The sequence below is a fragment of the Psychrosphaera aquimarina genome, from assembly GCF_032461525.1.
In the GTDB taxonomy this organism is placed as follows: Bacteria; Pseudomonadota; Gammaproteobacteria; order Enterobacterales; family Alteromonadaceae; genus Psychrosphaera; species Psychrosphaera aquimarina.
Window position 1 is genome coordinate 1 of the sequence record NZ_JAWCUA010000006.1, and the last position, 18,957, is coordinate 18,957.

The following is an 18,957-nucleotide window of genomic DNA, read 5'->3' on the forward strand; positions in this document are numbered from 1 at the left end:
AATGTCGAAGCCATCTAAAACCATGCAGTTCGTTGAAAAATTCATCGTGAGGCAGCTGTATTTCGTAAGGGATTTATCCTCGATCTCAAAAACCTTATCGGCCAAGGGATAACGGCCTGACGCCATTTCCTTTGCAATGACCGCATCAGATGTGCGAAGATCAACCGGCGCAAGCATAAAGCCTATCAGGCGATGCCCCACTATCAGTTCCAGGCGGCGACATCCATCCCAACATAATCCGCCGATTAAACCGTTTCCACGTTTCCGTAAAATACAGTCTGAACGGCGCTCCGACATTTGTCGATTTTTGCGACCAATCCCATCCCCTATCGGTTTTGTCCGATATTTCCCAAATTACTGGCCTTGTTCAAAAGCCAGCAACTCATCCAGAGGGTAAGCTTAACGAATGGCTCAAATGTTTTAAAATAGCCCTAAATAGTGATTGGAATATGAAAATCTGATGATTTAGTGTTTTTTACGAAGAATTGCAGCAAAAAAGCCGTCGACCCCCTGCAATTGAGCATCTTCTTTCACACAAAAGTCGGGTGTGCGTGCGCTACAAAACCTTCTTGAGTAATTGCTGTTTCAAAGCCCTGACGGTTTTCACGATCAGCTGGCACAAGCTCAACTTTACCTAAGTTTTCTTCAATATAGCGTAAGATCATGTCTTCGCCTTCATCAGGTTCAAGAGAACAGTTTGAAAAGACAACCACACCGCCAGGCTTAATCAAACTAATCGCATGGTCAAGCAGACCCTTTTGAACACCTGCAAGATAGGTAATATCATCTAAGTCTTTGGTCCAAACGACGTCTGGATGCCGCCTTATCGTACCCAGTCGATGAACATGGCGCATCTAACAACGCCATATCAAATAATTCTTCAACTTCGTATTTTTCCATGCGGGACAATTGTGTATCGGCTTTGAGTTTAAGGCGCGCTAAATTTTCGTTTAAGCGGTTCAAAGCGACTTTGCGAGCGATCAAGAGCCGTCACATCAGCGCCAGCAAGAATTAGCTGAAGGAAGCTGTTTTCCCACCTGGTGCCGCGCAAAGGTCAATCACACGTTTATTACTCAGAATCACCAAATAAACGCGCTGGCAAAAGAGGCCGCGGCATCCTGCACCCACCATTCACCATCCTCAAAACCTTCTAGAGACTGAATTGGTCCTTCAAGCTTTTCTAGTCTCACAGACCAATCTGTGAGTTTCGTTCCACCTAGTTTTTCAGCCCATTTATCTGCATCTGATTTAACCGTGATATCGACAGGTGCTGGTTTGGACATTAATGCCATCATACCGCGCGCTCGGTTAAAACCATATGATTTTGATAATTTCTTAGCATACCAATCTGGCAGCATTGCTGTCTTTTCGCCAAGCTTTGGCAGCATTTTGTCTTTCATCACGCGCCATACGGCGCAAGATCGCGCTGACCAGGATTAGCAAATCTTCTATTACGAGGATCGATATTGGCCTGCTCAACCGCCAAATCTACTGCTGAATGATCTGGAACATCGAGATATAAAATCTGTGCGGCACCAATTCGCAAAATGTGACGAAGCGATACAGCCCCCGATGGCAACGGCTTTTCCAATAAATGGTCCAGGAACTTTTTCAATGATCTGATAGTTCCGCAACGTGCTCAGCAATATTGCTTTTACTAACAAACGGTCTTGATCTGTAAGATCCAGATATGCGGGATTGCCACCTTTTAAATCTAGCAAGCCATCCATAGATGTTTTCTTATCAATGATAGCTGATAATAACTTACTTGCAGCCTGGCGCGAAGATAACCCGGGCTTATCATAACGTCTTTGGTGATCAGTCAAAAATCCGAACCTTATTTTTTAGCGCCCTTTCGGCCCCAAGGTCCGGGTAGATCAGTTGATTTTGGCGCGGGCTCAGGTTTTACATCCTTTTCCGGGCGCTTATTCTCATACTGCTCACGCTGGTGTTCCCAAGGTGTCGTTGTAGATGGCGTCGTTGTAGATCGCATATGCGCGTCTCGATCGGAATTGTCAAATCTATCATCTTCATATTGATCATATTGGCTTGAAAACTCTGCTTCCATCTGACGAAGTGCTTTAATTCGGTTCTCTGTTGCAGGGTGCGTTGAAAATAGATTATCAGCCCGCTGACCATTAAGCGGATTGATAATAAACATATGAGCTGTTGCGGGATTACGTTCCGCATCCTCATTGACTGTGCGACCGCTCGCGGCTGCAATCTTTTCCAGCGCTGAGGCCAACCACATCGGATTATCGCAAATTTCTGCACCTCGACGATCCGCTGAATACTCACGCGTGCGGCTGATCGCCATTTGAACGATCATCGCAGCAAATGGTGCGACAATCATCGCAGCCAAGACGCCGATAAATCCAAGTGGGTTATTTCTATTGCCACCAAAGAACATGGCAAAATTCCCAAGCATCGAAATCGCACCTGCAAGCGTTGCCGTTATCGTCATCGTCAACGTGTCTCGATTTTGAATATGGGCTGATCGTGCGCCATAACCCCGGCGACTTCTTCGCGAGTTAAGGCGTTTAAAAGTCCGGTTGTTGCGGCAACAGCTGAATTTTCTGGATTGCGACCGGTGGCAAATGCATTGGGTTGCGGATTATCAATGATATAAACCTTAGGCATCGGCAATCCAGCACGTTGAGCCAATTGTTCAACAATCCCATAATATTCAGGCGCGTTCTTGCGGTTCACCTCTTTAGCGCGGTGCATGGAAAGCACCATTTTATCCGATTTCCAATAGGAGAACAGGTTCATACAAGCCGCAATCACCAGCGCGATCATCATGCCGCCAGTTCCACCAATCATGAAACCAACACCCATAAAGAGTGCCGTCATAAAAGCGATCAGCATTGCTGTTTTGACCATATTCATTTCAATTTTACTCCATTGATCGATCTAGACGATGATATATATACGTAAAGATGGTAGTAAATTACGTCAGTTTCAACATTAATATGACAAACACGGATTACGAAAGGTCAGATCCATGAGTGCCGATCAGCAAGATCACAGCAATGAAGAAAACGCTAAACCTTCTGAACAAGAAGCCGTTGTTGTGAAAAAAGAATTGTCTGATGTTGCTAAACGCGCATTGGCTGAGGCTGAAGAACGCCGCAAGTTAGCCGATGAAAAACGCGAAGAAATAGCCAAAGAATATGGTGGCCGTGGCGGGGCTGATCCTTCACGATTTGGCGACTGGGAAATTGATGGCAGAGCCATCGATTTTTGATCTATTGGCTCAGCGATGAATTAGAAGTTTTAACGTAGCAAGAAGCGAAAACTTTTCTTTAATTCTGCACAATTGCATTTTGTTAAAAATCTAGCTATAAGCTCAAACAATTCTCCGGAAATTGTGGTAAACTACCCCACGGCTCGCGTAACCGGCGCGATGCTTAAGAAAAGGATCTGGTCTATGGCACAGCAGCTACTCATGCCAAAAGCAACAGCGATTTGGCTCGTTGATAACACGGCACTAACATTTGATCAGATTGCGCTTTTTTGTAAGCTTCATCCGCTCGAAGTTAAAGCGATTGCTGACGGCGAAGCTTCACAAGGCATTAAGGGTTTGGATCCAATCTCAACGGGTCAGCTGACACGTGAAGAGATTAAAAAAGGTGAAGAAACGCCAACACATAAATTGGTGCTTTCAACATCGAAAGTTCACTTGCCTGAGAAAAAGCGCAAAGGCCCACGTTACACACCATTGTCAAAACGTCAGGATCGCCCAAATGCGATTTTGTGGTTGGTACGTAATCACCCAGAACTTAAAGACGCTCAAATCTCTCGTCTGGCTGGAACAACCAAAAACACAATTGCTCAAATTCGCGATCGTACACACTGGAACTCAGCTAACCTTACACCAATGGATCCGGTATCTCTTGGTTTGTGTTCGCAGATTGATCTGGACATGGAAGTTGAGAAAGCTGCGAAAAACCGTCCTGCAATGGAACCTGCAGCTCAAGGTGAAACACTAATGCCTGCTGAGCAGACACAAACATTTGCTGGTGATTTGAACACACCTGCAGAACCTGCTGAAAATGATATGGACAAAGAATACGATGCTGATCTGGTCTTTGCGAGCCTCTCATCCCTTAAAGGCGATGAAGATGAAGCTGGTGAAGAAAACAGCTAATCAGCTGGCACGATTCACGTGAAACATTTAAGGCTGGTATTCAATAAGAGTACCAGCCTTTTTCTATTGTGCTATACTAACTATCGTCATCCATCTGCATGGAATAGCCAAGTGGCATCCGACCGCCATCTGTATAGATAATCTCACCCGTAATATAACTTGCATCTTTAGACGCCAGAAAAGCTGCAACAGAAGCGATCTCAGATGGATCACCAATACGGCCCATCGGTGTGCGTTCTAAAATTCGTTTCTCAGCTGACTTATCAGCCAGAACAGTAGCAAGCATTTCAGTTTTAATCGAACCAGGTCCGATGCCATTAACGCGAATACCATAAGGCGCAAGAGCCACGGCCATCACGCGGGTTAACTGTTTCACGGCACCTTTAGAGACGGTGTAAGCGATCTGCGAAGGCAAAACCATAGTGTCATTCACAGATGAAATATTGATGATAGAGCCCGGGTTCTCCCCCTGCTCCACACGTGAGACAAGATGCTTTGCAACGGCTTGGCTTGCTAAGAACATACCCTTGATATTGATATCCATGACCTGATCAAAATCTTCTTCGGTCATTTCAAGAAACTCGCCAGCTTTAACAACACCGGCATTATTGACCAACAGATCAATCTTGCCAAAGGCACTTAGTGTTTCAGCTATCAAATTATGCACATCGATGCGATCACCAATATTGCCAACAAAGACCTCGACCTCTCCCAAAGGGGATAGCTTGGTTTGAGCCTCAAGGACTTTTGCCTCATTGATGTCACTGATCATGACCTGAGCGCCATCTTTAATAAATCGCTCGGCAATAGCAAAACCGATGCCTTGTGCGGCACCGGTAACGATAACTGACTTTACCAAGGTATTCTCCCTTTGGTGTGTTTAGCAATGAAGTGGGTCTGGTTAGACCCAATTTAGACCCTAGCTGCGATAAACATCAATGGCTGATTTGATCTCATCCAAGATCGCAGGATCATCAATCGTTGCTGGCATCTTCCACTCAAGACCATCATAGATCTTCTGCATGGTGCCTCGCAGAATTTTACCTGATCTGGTTTTCGGCAAACGCGGCACCAGAATAACAGATTTAAACGCAGCAACCGGACCAATCAAAGATCGAACCTGCGCGACAATTTCTGCTTCAACTTCCTGAGCTGATTTTTCAACGGCTGAATTTACGACAACAAATCCAATTGGCAATTGACCCTTGAGCTTATCGGTCACACCAACAACTGCGCATTCAGCAACGCTTTCATGAGAGGCAATCGCCTCTTCGATACCGCCCGTTGAAAGTCTGTGGCCTGCAACATTAATAATGTCATCCGTACGAGCCATAATATAAAGATAGCCGTCTTCATCGATGTAGCCCGCATCCGCCGTTTTATAATAGCCAGGGAATTCAGCCATATAGGCATCAATGAAGCGTTCTTCCGCATTCCATAATGTCGGCATAGAACCCGGTGGCAATGGCAATTTTACAACAATGTTACCAAGCTCATTTGCCTCAATCTGCTCACCTTCGTCATTAACGATCTGAACGTCATAACCTGGCATCGGAACCGCCGGCGATCCATATTTAACTGGCAAGAAACCAAGACCCATTGGGTTACCCGCAATTGTCCAACCCGTTTCGGTTTGCCACCAATGATCAATCACTGGAACTTTTAGAACATCTTCCGCCCATTTAATTGTATCAGGGTCTGCGCGCTCACCTGCAAGGAACAAAGCCTCAAAATGCGAGAGGTCATATTTCTTGATGAACTCTGCATTAGGATCTTCTTTCCGAATAGCGCGAAATGCGGTTGGCGCTGTAAACAGCGATTTAACTTTATGCTCTGAGATAATGCGCCAGAACGTCCCTGCATCAGGTGTTCCAATTGGCTTGCCTTCAAACAGGATACCAGGATTTCCTGATAGGAGCGGACCGTAGATAATATATGAGTGGCCAACCACCCAACCCACATCAGACGCTGCCCAGAAAACTTCACCAGGTTTCACGCCGTAAATATTATGCATCGTCCAATTTAGCGCAACAAGGTGTCCACCATTATCGCGAACCACACCTTTAGGCTGACCAGTCGTGCCAGACGTATAAAGGATATAAAGCGGGTCGGTTGCCTTCATCGGCTCGCACGGAACTTCAGCACCTTTGTTGTCTAATAGCGCCTGATCGAAATCAAAGTCGCGCCCTTCAACCATATCTGCAGCTAGCTGTTCGCGCTGATAAATGATCGTCGCTTCTGGCTTATGTTTGGAAAGCTCAATCGCATCATCAAGCAAAGGCTTATACGCAATCGTACGTGCGCCTTCGATACCGCATGATGCAGAGACAACAAGTTTTGCTTCGCAATCATCAATACGCGTTGCCAATTCATTTGCTGCAAATCCGCCAAACACCACAGAGTGGATCGCACCGATGCGCGCGCATGCAAGAACCGCGACAACTGTTTGCGGGATCATCGGCATGTAAATGATAACGCGATCACCCTTGCCAATACCTTTAGCTTTTAGCGCAGCTGAGAATGCTGATACATCGGCCAACAAATCATTATAGGTAAATTTCTTAACTGTGTTGGTAACGGGGCTGTCGTAGATTAGCGCAACATTATCACCCTTGTTATCTTGAACATGTCGATCGAGACAATTGTAACAAGTATTGACCACACCATCGGTGAACCAACGGCCATAGACACCCATGTCTTCATCAAAGATTTTCGTCGGCTCTTCAAACCAATCAATGGCTTTACTTTCTTCCGCCCAAAAGCCCTCAGGGTCTTTTTTCCACGCCTCGTAAACTGAGTGATACATACTAGTCAAATGCTCTCTCCCGCAATTCATGCTCATTTAATCTTATGTTGCAGCACACAATTGAACGAAAATGAGAACGGTTTCAAGCTTTGATATGGAATTTAGGTATAGTCGCGCGCGCCAAAAATAGCTGATCCAACACGCACATGTGTTGCACCAAAAGCAATTGCCGTTTCATAATCACCGCTCATTCCCATAGAGATTGCTGGTAATTCAGCCTTTTGCGCAAGCTTGGCGCAGCAGAGCAAAATGTGGCCCAGGATTTTCATCAGCTGGCGGAATACACATAAGACCAATGACAGGCAGCGACAATTCGTCTTTGCAAAATTGCACAAACTCAACCGCTTTTGCTGGTTCGATACCCGCCTTTTGAGGCTCTAACCCCGTATTGACCTGAACAAACAATTTCGGACATTTGCCGATCTTTTGAGATTCTTTGCAATGGAGCGCGCTATCTTTTCGCGGTCTACACTTTCAATCACGTCGAATAATTCGAGCGCATCTGCTGTTTTATTAGATTGCAAGGGTCCTATGAGATGAAGCTCAATACCTGCATTTTTGGATTTTAGTTCTGGCCATTTGCCCTGTGCTTCTTGGACACGGTTTTCACCGAAAACACGCTGACCTTCATCAATCACCTCTTGAATGATCTCAGCGCCATATGTTTTAGAAACTGCAACAAGCTCAAGACTATCAGATGGTTTAAGGGCACCCGCTTTGGCTTTATCAATGTTCTGGCGAACGGTTTGCAGATTTTCCTGAACAGACATTTAAGACCTCATAAGCGATTCACGTGAAACATTTAGCAAATCTACACGTGGGGCATGACCAATAGATATTCAGCTATTTAGCGCATCTTTTATCAAATATGAACCGCTTAGCTGTTGACGATTGGAAAGTTTCACGGCTATTGCTCGACAAAATATTTTCAGCAATTGCGCTGAAACAATATCTAAGCCGAATAATACGAGATACTACAGGACAATTTAATGGCCGTTGAACGTTATAATCCGCGACAATCCGAACCGCATTGGCAAAAGGTTTGGGACGAGCATAAAATCTATGAAACAGATAATGCTGACAAGCGCGAAAAATATTATGTCCTGGAAATGTTCCCCTACCCGTCAGGGCGCATCCATATGGGGCATGTTCGCAACTATGCTATGGGCGATGTTGTCGCGCGTTATCGTCGCGCCAAAGGTTTTAATGTTCTTCACCCGATGGGTTGGGATGCGTTTGGTATGCCAGCGGAAAACGCTGCAATGCAAAACAAAAACACATCCAAAATCCTGGACCTATGAAAATATCGACACCATGCGTCGCCAGCTTAAATCTATGGGCTTGTCATTGGATTGGTCGCGTGAATTTGCCACTTGCGATGTTGAATATTATCACAAGCAACAACAGCTTTTTGTCGACTTCTTAGACAAAGGTTTGGTTTACCGCAAAAACGCGAAAGTAAACTGGGATCCGGAAGACATGACCGTGCTTGCCAATGAGCAAGTGATCGATGGTCGTGGCTGGCGTTCAGGCGCGCTTGTTGAGCAACGCGATTTGACCCAGTGGTTCTTTAACATCACTGATTATTCGCAGGATTTATTGACTCTCTTGAAACGCTAGATAACTGGCCTGACAAAGTTCGCCTTATGCAAAAGAACTGGATCGGCAAATCTGAAGGCTTGCAAATTCGCTGGGAGTTGGATGCGCAAACAGCCCCTGAAGGCTTCACCGAATTGGAAGTTTATACAACGCGTCCTGATACCTTGTTTGGCGCATCCTTTATGGCAATCGCCGCTGATCATCCATTGGCGCTTGAAGCAGCCAAGTCAAATCCAGAATTACATGAATTCTGCGAAGAATGTCGCCGAGTTGGTACATCAGCCGCTGCATTGGAAACGATTGAAAAGCATGGGTTTGATACAGGCTTTGAAGTTGTTCATCCGTTTAACAAAGACTGGAAACTAAAAGTCTTCGTCGCAAACTTCGTGTTGATGGAATACGGAACAGGCGCGATCTTTGGTTGCCCATCAGGTGACCAGCGCGATTTGGACTTTGCCAACAAATATGGTCTGCAGGTCACACCTGTTGTCATGCCAGAAGATGGCGATGCAGCAAGCTTCCAAATCACGGAAGAGGCCTATACCGGCGACGGCATCATGATCAATTCCGAGTTCTTAAATGGCATGAAGCCAAAAGAGGCATTTGACACAGTTGCAAAGAAGCTAGATGAAATCGAGTTTAATGGTGCGCCACAAGCTGAATTGAAAACTCAGTTCAAGCTGCGTGACTGGGGCGTTTCGCGCCAACGCTATTGGGGTTGTCCTATTCCGGTTATTCATTGCGATGATTGCGGAGCGGTTCCTGTACCTAAAGCTGATCTTCCGGTCATTCTTCCAGATGATATCAATTTCGATAAACCTGGTAATCCGCTTGATCGCCACCCAACATGGCGTCATGTCGCCTGCCCGTCATGCGGAAAAGATGCAAGACGCGAAACGGATACGATGGATACATTTGTAGATTCATCGTGGTATTTCGCGCGCTTTACCGATCCAAACAACGACAATCCAACGGATCCTGATATGGCAAACCATTGGTTGCCTGTTGATCAATATATCGGCGGTATCGAACACGCGATCTTGCATTTGCTATATTCACGCTTCTTCACCAGAGCGATGCAAAAAGCCGGACATTTGGATATCAAAGAACCTTTTAAAGGTCTGTTCACCCAAGGCATGGTGGTTCACGAAACTTATAAAGGTCCTAATGGATGGATCACACCAGCTGAAATCAACATTAAAGATAACGATGGTATTCGTTCAGCAACAATGAATCGACACGGGTGAAACCGTAGAGATTGGCTCCATTGAAAAAATGTCTAAATCTAAAAAGAACGTTGTTGATCCAGATGATATCATTGCATCTTACGGCGCTGATACTGCTCGTTTCTTTATGTTGTCAGATTTGCCACCTGAGCGTGATGTAATTTGGACGGAAGCTGGCGTTGAAGCTGCGCATAAATTCGTTCAACGTATTTGGCGTATTATTGCTGAAGCTGCACCGGAACTTGAGCGATGTAAAAGCAGCTTCCGCTATGGAAGGGGAAGCTAATGCAGTTTCAAAAGCAGCGCACAAAACACTTAAACTTGTTGGCGAAGATCTTGAAAAACTCGGGTTTAATAAATCCGTCGCGCGTATTTACGAATATGTGAACACCATCTCACCGATGCTTGCCAAAGTTTCCAAGGGTGAAGCGGATGACACTGTTAAATCAGCATGTCGCGAAGCGAGTGAAATCCTAATTCAATTGATCGCACCGATGATGCCACATTTGGCGGAAGCATGTTGGAGTGAGTTAAATTGTGAAGGAATGGTCGCAAATGCAGCTTGGCCTCAATTTAATCCTGATCTTGTGGCAGAAAACTCGTTTACCTACCCTGTGCAAATTAATGGTAAGAGGCGTGGTGAATTAACCATAGCTGTCGATGCGGACAAAGAGACAATCGAAAAAGCTGTTCTGGCACTTGATTTTGTTGCCGATAAAATCAATGGTCAACCAGTACGAAAATTGATTGTCGTTCCAAAGAGGATTGTGAATATTGTTATTTAGTATCCAAAAGATCAAATCAATCGTTAAGCCGCTTGCTTTGGCGGCGGTTATACCTGTGGCTATTGGCCGGTTGTCAGGTAAAGCCGCTTTATAGTTCGGTATCGAACAAACCCAATTGCTGTTTTAGATATTTCACAAGCTGACTACGCGCATTGAACAGGTCACACGAAATCAATTGGTGTTCTTAAATGGTGGTGCACAAGCCAGGTGCAGCAGAATATCGTTTGGATTTGAATGTGAGCAAGTTCTGCTGCGGGCGTGCTTGGGTGCTGGCACAGATAACAATTGTTCACGGCCGGTCGTATGACTGTTTCGGGAAGCTTTACGCTCACAAGACTGTCTGACGGCGAAGTTATTCGCAAAGCCAAGCGCCAGGTGACATCGCAATATGATCTCTCCTGATCAGGAATTTGCGAAAATTCGGGCCCTGCAAGATGCTGAAAACCGCGCTGGCCGTGAGCTGGCCGATGTTATCTACGCAGATATTTCTGCCGCATTACGAAAGTAGCCTCAATCTAAGCGCTCATGGGACAGATCAAAGCTCACGAATTTGACGGATTTATCAAACGAGCTGATTTACCCTATCGTGTATTTTCTTATTTATGGTCCAGATACCGGGTTAGTATCAGAGCGTGCATGCCGAGACTTTCTAAAATAGACCGGCGTAGATCTTTCAGATGATTTTAATCTCGTTAGGTCTGGATTCCAGCGAAATTTCAGCTGACCCCGGTCGCCTCGCCGATGAAGTTGGATCAATCGGGCTTATTTGGCGGTTCTAGGCTTATCTGGGTCAAAAACGCAGCCAATGATAAAAAGCTTGTCAGCGCACTTTCTGGCGTATTGGAAGAAATCGGCGATAGCGTTTCTTTAATCATTGAAGCTGGTGATCTTGAAAAACGTCCTCTTCACTGCGTAAAACTATCGAAAAAGCCGCGTCCTGCCGTTGCCATACCCTGTTATGCTGATGATGGTCGCGCGTTACAAAATCTTATCGATCAAGAACTTGACCCAACGCGAATATGCGGATGGACATAGATGCACGTCAGCTATTGTTGACATTTTTGGGCGGTGATCGTTTAGCCAGTCGCGGTGAAATCCAAAAGCTGATGCTTTATTGCCATGGCCAAGAGCAAATTCACATTGAGGACGTTATTGCGGCGATTGGAGATGCGTCATCGATTTCAGTAGACGAAACGGTTGATGCGATTTTATCTGGTAATATCAATGACTTAGATAGTTCGTTCAACCGCATAATCTCATCGAAGACCCCTGTTTTTTTGATTCTTCGGTCCCGCTCTAATCCAGCTTCAACAGCTAGATTTAATGAGATCTGAAGTAGAAACGAACAATAAGCGCGCTAGTCAGGTGATGGCAGAACATGGGCCGCTTCATCCATTTCAAACGTAAGCCTGTATTTGAAAAAGCGCTTAAACAAATGGAATTGTCAGAAACTTCAGGCTTGAAATGGATAAAATATCCTATGCCATTTTGGAAACACGACGCAATGCAACGCTTGAGACAAGCATTGCACGACAAGCTCTTGATGCGTGTTTGTTTACTCAGCAGATAGTGAAACCTTAATTAACCGGCAACGCCAAGCAATTTACAAATAGAATCAAGCTGCTCCAGAGATTTATAACTAATCTGCAACTTTCCTTTTTCACCTTTGTGATCGAGCTGAACTTTTAAACCCAGATACATCGGTTAAGCTTTTCTCAAGTGCCAAGAGTATCGGCATCTTTTTGAACAGCGTCTTTCTTTAGCAGATTGTTGCGTAAGCGCCATTGATATCTTCTTGCGCTAATCGTTCCGCATCACGAACTGATAAGCCTTTTTCGACGATCAAGTTTAGCCAAGTGCAAGCGGATCAGACGTTGAAACCAATGCACGTGCATGGCCAGCAGACAAGCTTCCATCCACCAACATTTCTCGAACGCTATCCGGTAGTTTTAACAATCGCAGGCTATTTGCGACATGCGAACGGCTTCTTTGCCGATCACTTCGCCCAAATCATTTTGGGTATAACCGTAATGCGACATTAACTGCTCATAACCAAGTGCTTCTTCAAGCGGATTAAGATCAGCACGTTGAACATTTTCAACAATTGCAATCTCTAAGCGCAGTTTTATCATCAACATCACGAACCAGATACCGGAATTTCAGTTAAGTTCAGCTTGTTGAGCCGCACGCCAACGACGTTCACCAGCAATAATTTCAAATCGATCATTGTTCAACTTTACGCACTACAATTGGCTGCACGATACCGTGTTTACGAATTGAACGCGCTAGATCGACCAGATCGTCATGATCAAAGTTTTGGCGCGGATTTTCTGCATTTCGTACGACAAACTCAATCGGAACCTTTTGGTCTGGATTAATTTTTGGCTCACTTGCTGGCTTATTATTATCGACATTATCCATCTCGCCAATTAAGTGCTGCCAAGCCCCGACCTAAACGTTTTTTTGATTGTTCATCACTCATAAAACAAACCTATCTTCTATCAATGGCGCCAAACTATGCAGCTTTGTGGCTTCTTTCTCGTTGAATAACTTCGGATGCCAATTTCAAGTAAGCCTGACTGCCTGAACAGGCCAAATCATACAAAATGGCTGGCTTACCGTAAGATGGCGCCTCTGAAACACGAACATTTCGTGGAATAAGGGTGTGGTAAACCTTTTCTCCCAAGTTTTCTCGCACATCAGCGACAACCTGGTGAGCAAGTTTGTTACGCGAATCATACATCGTCATAACAATACCCTGTATTTCAAGGTCCGGATTGAGGGTATCACGTACTTGTCCAACAGTTTCAAGCAGTTGACTTAAACCTTCAAGCGCAAAAAACTCGCATTGTAAGCGGAACCAGACACAGAATGTGCTGCTGCCATCGCATTCATTGTCAAAAGGTTTAATGATGGCGGACAATCTATCAGATATATAATCATATTGAGCTCGCATCTGGCGTATTGAGCACTTTTTTCAATCGAAAAGCTCGCTGGCTATCATTTGATATTTCCATCTCAAGACCCAGCAAATCCATTGTAGACGGCACGATATCTAAATTTGGCACCGCTGTTTTCTTGCAAGCCTGGGAAAGCTCAGCTTCATACATAAGTACATCATAAGAAGATAGATCACGATTCGCCCGCTCGATGCCCAAGGCCGGTACTTGCATTGCCTTGAGGATCAAGATCCACAATCAGTACATTCTCGCCAATCGCAGCCAGCGCCGTTGCCAAGATTGATTGCTGTCGTTGTTTTACCAACTCCACCCTTTTGATTAGCAACTGTAATAATCCGGTTCTTAATCTGAGACATAGCACCCAACTTTTATCAAAAACCACAAAATACTAATCTAAAGTCTCTCTGAGGTTATCAATTTGCAAAACAACTGATCCATCCTGAATCTGACTATCATATTTTACCAGATTAAAGTCCCACCGACTACGGGCAAGTTCAATTTCCGACTGATAATCCCGACCTTTATGAAGGTATGTGGATAAATTTTGGTTCTGTTGAAACCACGGTTCCGACATCTCTGAGCAAGATCGTCCAGCGAAGCAAGTGCTCGGGCTGAAATCGCCTCTATTTCCGGTGCTATATCAAAGGCATCTGCGACGCGAACTGGGTGAACACTGGCGCGCGCCCCGGTTTCAACAATAGACATTGCGCAAAAACGCCGCCTTCTTTTGATTGCTCTCAATCAAATAGCACCCAGCCACTCGCCATGTTCCGCCAAGACAAACGGCGGTGACAATGCCTGGAAAGCCAGCACCGCTGCCCATATCTAACCAAACCTTGGGACGTAGGGTTTAATGTCCATATTTGAAGACTATCGAGAACATGGCGCTCCCATAGATTGGTCACAGTGGTCGGGGAAATCAAGATTGATGGTTTTTTGCCATTTTCGAACGATATCGCCATACTGGCGCAATCTCGCCCATGTTTCACGTGAAACATTCACGGACTCTTCAAAACTTTTAGACATAAGTAACTCCTGTTAAGACGCAATAGTTGCGTCTCTTCCCATTGTGTCTTTTTAAGTAAGTTAAAATCAATGCAATAGCAGCTGGCGTCATACCATCTATCTTATTTGCATGAGCGATAGATTTCGGACGATTAGACTTTAAGTTTCTGCTTCAGTTCATTAGATAAACCAGGAAGCACGTCAAAATCAAAGTCCCCAGGGATCAATCGCCCCTCCTCGCGTTGCTGTATACGAATATCATTCTTCTGACTGATCCATGTAAACTGCATAAGTCGCGTCAATTTCAACTGTTTCTAAGAACATTGCGATCAAATTCGGTCAAGTTCTGGCCAAATCTTCAAAATATCGTCCAATTTAATTTGAGGGTAAGACAATAAGCTTGAACGCTGAGCGACGAATTCCGTCCTTATTCAACTTAAATCCGTAAGTTCTCTGCCTCATTCGGTGTGAGCGAAAGAGATTTCGAAAGATTGTTTTACAATCTATCGATAGCCTCTCTGCCAAGTTTTCAAACCGTGCACGACGTTCATCTGAGACACAACCGATTTCAATACCTAACGGTGTTAAACGTAAATCAGCATTATCAGCTCGCAAACGTTAGACGAAATTCAGCGCGCGACGTAAACATACGATAAGGCTCTGTATACGCCATGGGTTGTTAAGATCATCAATCATCACACCGATATATGATGTACTACGACTGAAAACAATTTCGTCACCGTCCACCGCCTTACGCGCAGCGTTTAAGGCCAGCGACTAGCCCTTGAGCACCGGCTTCTTCATACCCGGTGGTACCATTAATCTGACCTGCCAAGAAGAAATCCGGACAGTTTCTTTAAGTTCTAAGCGTCTGTTTCAACTCTCTAGGATCAACATAATCATATTCAATCGCATATCCTGGCTGCAATATGGTGACATTCTCCAGACCTGGGATAGTTCTGAATGAAACTTGTCCTGCACATCTTCCGGTAATGACGTGGAAATACCGTTGGGATAAACCGTATCATCATCCAAGGCCCTCAGGCTCCAAAAAGATCTGATGACCGTCGCGATCACCGAACTTTAACGATCTTATCCTCAATTGATGGGCAATAACGGGGTCCAACACCTTCGATCTGGCCGGAATACATCGCAGATTTTGAGATATTTTCTTCAATTATCTTATGTGTTGCCATGGTGGTGCGGGTAATCCCACAAGGTATTTGTTTCTGCTTAATCGCCATCGGTCATGAAAGAAAATGGCACCGGGTCTTCATCTGGTCCCTGTTCCTCAAGTTGGTCCCATGCAATGGTCTTTCCATCTAGCCGAGCTGGTGTACCGGTTTTAAGCCGCTCAAGCTTTAATCCCAAAGCTTCTAGCCTATCAGATAACCCTAATGCCGGCGCTTCATTCATCCGCCCTGCTGGTATTTTCTTATCACCAATATGGATCAATCCGCGTAAAAATGTGCCAGTGGTCAAAACCACGGCTTTACATTTAAAAGAGCGACCGTCTTTGGTTTTTACGCCTGATATTTCATCATTAGACAATTCAAGATCATCAACCTCACCCTCAATAACATCTAAATTATTGATAAGGCTGATATTTTTCTGCATTGATTCCGATAAAGACGACGATCTGCTTGCGTTCTGGGGCCGCGAACAGCTGGGCCTTTACGTCGATTGAGCATCCGATATTGAATAGCTGCGTCATCAGTGACACGACCCATCAGACCATCCATAGCGTCAATTTCACGAACAAGATGGCCTTTGCCTAAGCCGCCAATGGCAGGATTACACGACATGACACCGATGGTATCAAATTTGTGAGTGATTAAAGCTGTTTTCACGCCCAAGCGCGCTGAAGCTGAGGCTGCTTCGCAGCCTGCATGCCCACCACCAATAACGATCACGTCGTAACCCATAAGTCACCTTGCATATCATAAATGATACTTAGCGTTTCACGTGGAACCTTCTTACAATGTTTCACGTGAGTCATTCATTAAGCGGCTTCAGTGTTTCACGTGAATCACTTACCGACACAGAACTCACTGAATATAACTCCGAGTAGGTCTTCTACATCAACGCGCCCGGTAATTCTACCCAAATTATGTTGAGATATTCGGCAAGTGCTCGCTTCTTATCTCGATGGGTAACTCCGAACCCGAAAGCGCGTATTCAAGCTCCGACACAGCGGACTTTAACAGCTCAACATGCCTACGCCGCGTTGGAACAACCAAATCATCGCGAATACCAGATAATGCCAACTTTAGATTTGATAAGGTCTAACAAAGCATATCAACGTCTGCCGTCGATCGAGTCGGCAAAGTGCAATATCCGTCTCTTTTAGCCAATGTGCGCCTGAAATATCAGACTTCGTGCCGATGGTGATCATGCTAGAAACACCATCAAAATCATTGGCATAAGTATTCTTGTAACTGTCCTGGTTCAGTAAGATAAAGCACCAAATCAGCCTGAGCGAGTTCACTCTTAGCCTTTCTAATCCCTCGCGCTCGACCTTTACTTTCCGTCTCACGCAGACCAGCTGTATCTTTTAGGACATACTCAGAAACCCATCAAGATCAAGACGGACTTCCAAAACATCGCGGGTCGTACCTTGTTCATCTGAAACAATTGCCACTTCACGGCCAGCGATAGCATTCATCAAAGACGATTTACCAGCATTAGGCGCACCCGCAATTACAATGGAAAAACCCGAACGAGAAATCTCGCCAATCTTGGATTTCACAAGATGGTCATTCATTTCATCAATTAAAGACGAAATATCACTCCATATCTGATCAGATACAGATCCAGGTATGTCTTCTTCATCAGAAAAATCGAGTTCAGCCTCAATAAGCGCCCGAGATCGTAATATTTGTGCGTTCCAATGCTCATAAAGTCTGCGCAAACCGCCATCTGCCTGTTCAACAGCCAGTTTTCGTTGCATTTCAGTTTCAGAAGATAATAGATCTGCTAAGCCCTCGGCCTCTGTTAGATCCATTTTCCCATTATCATAGGCACGTTTTGTGAATTCACCCGCTTCAGCGAAACGAAATCCATCTAATGCTCTTAATTCATCAAAAATTGAATCAACAACAGCCCGGCCGCCATGAACATGCAGCTCAGCACAGTCTTCTCCAGTAAAGGAATGAGGATCTGGGAAAAATAGCACCAAACCCCTATCTATTAACTGATTGTTTTGTTTCCGAATCGATTTTAGTGAGGCCAATCGGGGCTTTAATTCACCAATCCCAAGCGTTTCGAGAGCGAATCGAACTTCTGGACCCGAAATCCGAATAACAGCAACACCTGCAGGCACGGACCCAGATGATAAAGCAAAGATTGTGTCAAATTCACTCAATTTCACACGCCCTTACAACTAAAATTCAGCTAAGTCATTCTAAGTATTCATAGAATCGAAAAACTCTTGATTGCTCTTCGTCTGTTTAAACTTATCAATTAAGAATTCGATCGCATCGGTTGTTCCCATTGGAGACAAAATACGGCGCAATACAAAGATCTTCTGCAGATCTTGTTTCGGTACAAGTAGGTCTTCTTTACGCGTACCTGATTTCAAGATATCCATAGATGGATAAATACGCTTATCAGAAACCTTGCGATCAAGAACCATTTCAGAGTTACCAGTACCTTTGAACTCCTCAAAGATAACCTCATCCATGCGAGAACCAGTATCAATCAATGCTGTCGCTATGATTGTTAGCGAACCGCCTTCTTCAATATTACGAGCGGCACCAAAGAAACGTTTCGGGCGCTGCAATGCATTGGCATCTACACCACCTGTGAGAACTTTACCTGATGAAGGTACCACTGTGTTGTAAGCTCGGCCAAGTCTGGTAATTGAATCAAGCAAAATCACAACATCGCGACCATGCTCAACAAGGCGTTTTGCCTTTTCAATAACCATTTCAGCAACTTGCACGTGACGAACAGCCGGTTCATCAAATGTCGAAGATACAACTTCACCCTTCACGGAGCGCTGCATATCTGTAACTCTCAGGGCGCTCATCGATAAGCAACACGATGAGGTAACATTCAGGATGATTTGCTGTAATAGAATGCGCGATATTCTGCAAAAGAACCGTTTTACCCGTACGAGGCGGCGCAACAATAAGGCCACGTTGTCCCTTACCCAAAGGCGCAACAAGATCAATCACACGACCAGACATATCTTTATTGGTCGGATCATTAAGCTCCATGTTAAAGCGTTCGTCTGGATATAAAGGTGTCAGATTGTCGAAATGCACTTTGTGTCTGATCTTTTCAGGATCATCAAAGTTAATCGTGCTGACTTTTAACAGCGCAAAATAACGTTCGCCATCCTTAGGGCTGCGAATTGGGCCTTCGACAGTATCACCAGTTTTCAAAGAAAACTTACGGATTTGCGAAGGAGAAATATAAATAT

At 44.8% G+C, this 18,957-nt stretch carries 33 protein-coding genes and 4 pseudogenes; 10 read left to right on the top strand and 27 right to left on the bottom strand.

Annotation, left to right across the window (positions count from 1 at the left end; genetic code table 11):
* The 7 genes from RT723_RS06475 to RT723_RS06500 form a co-directional block, all read right to left on the bottom strand.
* The coding region (locus RT723_RS06475; RefSeq protein ID WP_315946367.1) for a hypothetical protein at positions 1-297 on the bottom strand (297 nt) is incomplete at its 3' end.
* 233 nt (positions 298-530) lie between these two features.
* Positions 531-854 (bottom strand): hypothetical protein, encoded by a 324-nt coding sequence (locus tag RT723_RS06480; RefSeq protein WP_315946368.1) that lies wholly within the window; start codon positions 852-854, stop codon positions 531-533.
* Positions 784-984: a class I SAM-dependent methyltransferase gene (locus RT723_RS18125; RefSeq protein WP_428983609.1), complete on the bottom strand. Its 201-nt coding sequence runs from the start codon at positions 982-984 to the stop codon at positions 784-786. Before RT723_RS18125 ends, RT723_RS06480 begins: the two co-directional genes overlap by 71 nt.
* 95 nt (positions 985-1,079) lie before the next feature.
* On the bottom strand, positions 1,080-1,400 hold the full coding sequence (locus RT723_RS06485; RefSeq protein ID WP_315946369.1) for a hypothetical protein: 321 nt from the start codon (positions 1,398-1,400) through the stop codon (positions 1,080-1,082).
* Entirely contained in the window at positions 1,400-1,615 is a 216-nt protein-coding gene (locus RT723_RS06490) for a transcription antitermination factor NusB (RefSeq protein WP_315946370.1), read from the bottom strand. Before RT723_RS06490 ends, RT723_RS06485 begins: the two co-directional genes overlap by 1 nt.
* A gap of 222 nt (positions 1,616-1,837) precedes the next feature.
* On the bottom strand, positions 1,838-2,464 hold the full coding sequence (locus RT723_RS06495) for a M48 family metalloprotease (RefSeq protein ID WP_315946371.1): 627 nt from the start codon (positions 2,462-2,464) through the stop codon (positions 1,838-1,840).
* 2 nt (positions 2,465-2,466) lie between these two features.
* Complete coding sequence (locus tag RT723_RS06500; RefSeq protein ID WP_315946372.1) at positions 2,467-2,889, bottom strand: M48 family metalloprotease; 423 nt, start codon at positions 2,887-2,889, stop codon at positions 2,467-2,469.
* 115 nt (positions 2,890-3,004) lie between these two features.
* Between RT723_RS06500 and RT723_RS06505 the strand changes: the two genes are divergently transcribed.
* Together RT723_RS06505 and RT723_RS06510 are read left to right on the top strand one after the other, a co-directional pair.
* Positions 3,005-3,247, top strand: a complete 243-nt coding sequence (locus RT723_RS06505) for a DUF1674 domain-containing protein (RefSeq protein ID WP_315946373.1) — start codon at positions 3,005-3,007, stop codon at positions 3,245-3,247.
* Positions 3,248-3,406: 159 nt separating this feature from the next.
* Positions 3,407-4,150, top strand: coding sequence for a DUF1013 domain-containing protein (locus RT723_RS06510; RefSeq protein WP_315946374.1), 744 nt, complete (start codon positions 3,407-3,409; stop codon positions 4,148-4,150).
* Between the two features lie 76 nt (positions 4,151-4,226).
* Here the strand turns inward: RT723_RS06510 and RT723_RS06515 are convergent, their stop codons facing one another.
* From RT723_RS06515 to RT723_RS06530, 4 genes are all read right to left on the bottom strand, one after another.
* Positions 4,227-5,009: an SDR family NAD(P)-dependent oxidoreductase gene (locus RT723_RS06515; RefSeq protein WP_315946375.1), complete on the bottom strand. Its 783-nt coding sequence runs from the start codon at positions 5,007-5,009 to the stop codon at positions 4,227-4,229.
* Between the two features lie 60 nt (positions 5,010-5,069).
* Positions 5,070-6,956 (bottom strand): propionyl-CoA synthetase, encoded by a 1,887-nt coding sequence (locus RT723_RS06520; RefSeq protein WP_315946376.1) that lies wholly within the window; start codon positions 6,954-6,956, stop codon positions 5,070-5,072.
* Positions 6,957-7,057: 101 nt separating this feature from the next.
* The gene (locus tag RT723_RS06525; RefSeq protein WP_315946377.1) at positions 7,058-7,291 is read right to left on the bottom strand and encodes a hypothetical protein; all 234 of its coding nucleotides are present in this window, start codon (positions 7,289-7,291) and stop codon (positions 7,058-7,060) included.
* Positions 7,292-7,333: 42 nt separating this feature from the next.
* Positions 7,334-7,726 carry an alanine racemase gene (locus RT723_RS06530; RefSeq protein WP_315946378.1) on the bottom strand — a complete coding sequence of 131 codons (393 nt, stop codon included), beginning with the start codon at positions 7,724-7,726 and terminating at the stop codon, positions 7,334-7,336.
* A gap of 219 nt (positions 7,727-7,945) precedes the next feature.
* Here RT723_RS06530 and RT723_RS06535 point away from each other — a divergent pair, with 219 nt between their 5' ends.
* From RT723_RS06535 to RT723_RS06570, 8 genes are all read left to right on the top strand, one after another.
* Positions 7,946-8,257 (top strand): class I tRNA ligase family protein, encoded by a 312-nt coding sequence (locus RT723_RS06535; RefSeq protein WP_315946379.1) that lies wholly within the window; start codon positions 7,946-7,948, stop codon positions 8,255-8,257.
* Positions 8,258-8,270: 13 nt separating this feature from the next.
* Entirely contained in the window at positions 8,271-8,576 is a 306-nt protein-coding gene (locus tag RT723_RS06540; protein WP_315946380.1) for a class I tRNA ligase family protein, read from the top strand.
* Between the two features lie 26 nt (positions 8,577-8,602).
* The gene (locus RT723_RS06545; protein WP_315946381.1) at positions 8,603-9,802 is read left to right on the top strand and encodes a class I tRNA ligase family protein; all 1,200 of its coding nucleotides are present in this window, start codon (positions 8,603-8,605) and stop codon (positions 9,800-9,802) included.
* Between the two features lie 28 nt (positions 9,803-9,830).
* A complete protein-coding gene (locus RT723_RS06550; RefSeq protein WP_315946382.1) occupies positions 9,831-10,067 on the top strand; it encodes a class I tRNA ligase family protein in 237 nt (78 codons plus the stop codon).
* Positions 10,051-10,566, top strand: a complete 516-nt coding sequence (locus RT723_RS06555) for a class I tRNA ligase family protein (protein WP_315946383.1) — start codon at positions 10,051-10,053, stop codon at positions 10,564-10,566. The genes RT723_RS06550 and RT723_RS06555 overlap by 17 nt, the downstream gene beginning before the upstream one ends.
* A 741-nt stretch (positions 10,567-11,307) precedes the next feature.
* Positions 11,308-11,601, top strand: a complete 294-nt coding sequence (locus RT723_RS06560) for a DNA polymerase III subunit delta (protein ID WP_315946384.1) — start codon at positions 11,308-11,310, stop codon at positions 11,599-11,601.
* A gap of 14 nt (positions 11,602-11,615) precedes the next feature.
* Positions 11,616-11,900 (top strand): DNA polymerase III subunit delta, encoded by a 285-nt coding sequence (locus RT723_RS06565; RefSeq protein WP_315946385.1) that lies wholly within the window; start codon positions 11,616-11,618, stop codon positions 11,898-11,900.
* A gap of 44 nt (positions 11,901-11,944) precedes the next feature.
* Positions 11,945-12,136, top strand: coding sequence for a hypothetical protein (locus RT723_RS06570; protein WP_315946386.1), 192 nt, complete (start codon positions 11,945-11,947; stop codon positions 12,134-12,136).
* A gap of 11 nt (positions 12,137-12,147) precedes the next feature.
* On the opposite strand, the gene RT723_RS18130 is transcribed toward RT723_RS06570, so the two are convergent.
* From RT723_RS18130 to rho, 16 genes and pseudogenes are all read right to left on the bottom strand, one after another.
* Positions 12,148-12,267: a hypothetical protein gene (locus RT723_RS18130; protein WP_428983611.1), complete on the bottom strand. Its 120-nt coding sequence runs from the start codon at positions 12,265-12,267 to the stop codon at positions 12,148-12,150.
* Between the two features lie 147 nt (positions 12,268-12,414).
* Positions 12,415-12,492, bottom strand: a complete 78-nt coding sequence (locus RT723_RS18140; protein ID WP_487379616.1) for a DUF1016 N-terminal domain-containing protein — start codon at positions 12,490-12,492, stop codon at positions 12,415-12,417.
* Positions 12,493-12,515: 23 nt separating this feature from the next.
* On the bottom strand, positions 12,516-12,704 hold the full coding sequence (locus tag RT723_RS06575) for a ParB/RepB/Spo0J family partition protein (protein ID WP_487379617.1): 189 nt from the start codon (positions 12,702-12,704) through the stop codon (positions 12,516-12,518).
* Between the two features lie 21 nt (positions 12,705-12,725).
* The gene (locus RT723_RS18145; protein WP_428983616.1) at positions 12,726-12,800 is read right to left on the bottom strand and encodes a ParB N-terminal domain-containing protein; all 75 of its coding nucleotides are present in this window, start codon (positions 12,798-12,800) and stop codon (positions 12,726-12,728) included.
* Positions 12,790-12,987: a ParB N-terminal domain-containing protein gene (locus RT723_RS06580; protein WP_315946388.1), complete on the bottom strand. Its 198-nt coding sequence runs from the start codon at positions 12,985-12,987 to the stop codon at positions 12,790-12,792. Before RT723_RS06580 ends, RT723_RS18145 begins: the two co-directional genes overlap by 11 nt.
* 94 nt (positions 12,988-13,081) lie before the next feature.
* Positions 13,082-13,522 carry a ParA family protein gene (locus RT723_RS06585; protein ID WP_315946389.1) on the bottom strand — a complete coding sequence of 147 codons (441 nt, stop codon included), beginning with the start codon at positions 13,520-13,522 and terminating at the stop codon, positions 13,082-13,084.
* Positions 13,506-13,763, bottom strand: coding sequence for a ParA family protein (locus RT723_RS06590; protein ID WP_315946390.1), 258 nt, complete (start codon positions 13,761-13,763; stop codon positions 13,506-13,508). Before RT723_RS06590 ends, RT723_RS06585 begins: the two co-directional genes overlap by 17 nt.
* A complete protein-coding gene (locus RT723_RS18030) occupies positions 13,699-13,836 on the bottom strand; it encodes a ParA family protein (protein ID WP_346432571.1) in 138 nt (45 codons plus the stop codon). The genes RT723_RS06590 and RT723_RS18030 overlap by 65 nt, the downstream gene beginning before the upstream one ends.
* Positions 13,802-13,882 (bottom strand): annotated as a pseudogene (locus tag RT723_RS18035) (ParA family protein); the annotation flags it as partial. The pseudogene RT723_RS18035 and the gene RT723_RS18030, both read right to left, overlap by 35 nt.
* Positions 13,883-14,217: 335 nt before the next feature.
* A complete protein-coding gene (locus tag RT723_RS18150) occupies positions 14,218-14,349 on the bottom strand; it encodes an RsmG family class I SAM-dependent methyltransferase (protein WP_428983614.1) in 132 nt (43 codons plus the stop codon).
* Positions 14,350-14,544: 195 nt separating this feature from the next.
* A complete protein-coding gene (locus tag RT723_RS18040; protein ID WP_487379615.1) occupies positions 14,545-14,643 on the bottom strand; it encodes a hypothetical protein in 99 nt (32 codons plus the stop codon).
* Between the two features lie 639 nt (positions 14,644-15,282).
* Positions 15,283-15,459: pseudogene (locus RT723_RS06605) on the bottom strand (FAD-dependent oxidoreductase).
* Between the two features lie 145 nt (positions 15,460-15,604).
* The gene (locus RT723_RS06610; RefSeq protein ID WP_315946392.1) at positions 15,605-15,775 is read right to left on the bottom strand and encodes an FAD-dependent oxidoreductase; all 171 of its coding nucleotides are present in this window, start codon (positions 15,773-15,775) and stop codon (positions 15,605-15,607) included.
* Positions 15,765-16,456: pseudogene (locus tag RT723_RS18160) on the bottom strand (FAD-dependent oxidoreductase). Before RT723_RS18160 ends, RT723_RS06610 begins: the two are co-directional and overlap by 11 nt.
* Before the next feature lie 629 nt (positions 16,457-17,085).
* Positions 17,086-17,895: a tRNA uridine-5-carboxymethylaminomethyl(34) synthesis GTPase MnmE gene (gene mnmE / locus RT723_RS06625; RefSeq protein WP_315946395.1), complete on the bottom strand. Its 810-nt coding sequence runs from the start codon at positions 17,893-17,895 to the stop codon at positions 17,086-17,088.
* A gap of 39 nt (positions 17,896-17,934) precedes the next feature.
* A pseudogene (gene rho / locus RT723_RS06630) lies at positions 17,935-18,957 on the bottom strand (transcription termination factor Rho); the annotation flags it as partial.

What these genes read in the sequence shown, in the direction of transcription:
- RT723_RS06480 (WP_315946368.1), bottom strand. Translation starts at nt 854, where the DNA reads ATGCGCCATGTTCATCGACTGGGTACGATAAGGCGGCATCCAGACGTC.
- RT723_RS06485 (WP_315946369.1), bottom strand. Translation starts at nt 1,400, where the DNA reads ATGAAAGACAAAATGCTGCCAAAGCTTGGCGAAAAGACAGCAATGCTG.
- RT723_RS06495 (WP_315946371.1), bottom strand. Translation starts at nt 2,464, where the DNA reads ATGACGATAACGGCAACGCTTGCAGGTGCGATTTCGATGCTTGGGAAT.
- RT723_RS06500 (WP_315946372.1), bottom strand. Translation starts at nt 2,889, where the DNA reads ATGAATATGGTCAAAACAGCAATGCTGATCGCTTTTATGACGGCACTC.
- RT723_RS06505 (WP_315946373.1), top strand. Translation starts at nt 3,005, where the DNA reads ATGAGTGCCGATCAGCAAGATCACAGCAATGAAGAAAACGCTAAACCT.
- RT723_RS06510 (WP_315946374.1), top strand. Translation starts at nt 3,407, where the DNA reads ATGCTTAAGAAAAGGATCTGGTCTATGGCACAGCAGCTACTCATGCCA.
- RT723_RS06520 (WP_315946376.1), bottom strand. Translation starts at nt 6,956, where the DNA reads ATGTATCACTCAGTTTACGAGGCGTGGAAAAAAGACCCTGAGGGCTTT.
- RT723_RS06530 (WP_315946378.1), bottom strand. Translation starts at nt 7,726, where the DNA reads ATGTCTGTTCAGGAAAATCTGCAAACCGTTCGCCAGAACATTGATAAA.
- RT723_RS06535 (WP_315946379.1), top strand. Translation starts at nt 7,946, where the DNA reads ATGGCCGTTGAACGTTATAATCCGCGACAATCCGAACCGCATTGGCAA.
- RT723_RS06540 (WP_315946380.1), top strand. Translation starts at nt 8,271, where the DNA reads ATGCGTCGCCAGCTTAAATCTATGGGCTTGTCATTGGATTGGTCGCGT.
- RT723_RS06545 (WP_315946381.1), top strand. Translation starts at nt 8,603, where the DNA reads ATGCAAAAGAACTGGATCGGCAAATCTGAAGGCTTGCAAATTCGCTGG.
- RT723_RS06550 (WP_315946382.1), top strand. Translation starts at nt 9,831, where the DNA reads ATGTCTAAATCTAAAAAGAACGTTGTTGATCCAGATGATATCATTGCA.
- RT723_RS06555 (WP_315946383.1), top strand. Translation starts at nt 10,051, where the DNA reads ATGGAAGGGGAAGCTAATGCAGTTTCAAAAGCAGCGCACAAAACACTT.
- RT723_RS06560 (WP_315946384.1), top strand. Translation starts at nt 11,308, where the DNA reads ATGAAGTTGGATCAATCGGGCTTATTTGGCGGTTCTAGGCTTATCTGG.
- RT723_RS06570 (WP_315946386.1), top strand. Translation starts at nt 11,945, where the DNA reads ATGGGCCGCTTCATCCATTTCAAACGTAAGCCTGTATTTGAAAAAGCG.
- RT723_RS18130 (WP_428983611.1), bottom strand. Translation starts at nt 12,267, where the DNA reads ATGTATCTGGGTTTAAAAGTTCAGCTCGATCACAAAGGTGAAAAAGGA.
- RT723_RS18140 (WP_487379616.1), bottom strand. Translation starts at nt 12,492, where the DNA reads ATGTTGGTGGATGGAAGCTTGTCTGCTGGCCATGCACGTGCATTGGTT.
- RT723_RS06575 (WP_487379617.1), bottom strand. Translation starts at nt 12,704, where the DNA reads ATGTTGATGATAAAACTGCGCTTAGAGATTGCAATTGTTGAAAATGTT.
- RT723_RS06580 (WP_315946388.1), bottom strand. Translation starts at nt 12,987, where the DNA reads ATGGATAATGTCGATAATAATAAGCCAGCAAGTGAGCCAAAAATTAAT.
- RT723_RS06585 (WP_315946389.1), bottom strand. Translation starts at nt 13,522, where the DNA reads ATGCGAGCTCAATATGATTATATATCTGATAGATTGTCCGCCATCATT.
- RT723_RS18150 (WP_428983614.1), bottom strand. Translation starts at nt 14,349, where the DNA reads ATGGGCAGCGGTGCTGGCTTTCCAGGCATTGTCACCGCCGTTTGTCTT.
- RT723_RS18040 (WP_487379615.1), bottom strand. Translation starts at nt 14,643, where the DNA reads ATGACGCCAGCTGCTATTGCATTGATTTTAACTTACTTAAAAAGACAC.
- RT723_RS06610 (WP_315946392.1), bottom strand. Translation starts at nt 15,775, where the DNA reads ATGGCGATTAAGCAGAAACAAATACCTTGTGGGATTACCCGCACCACC.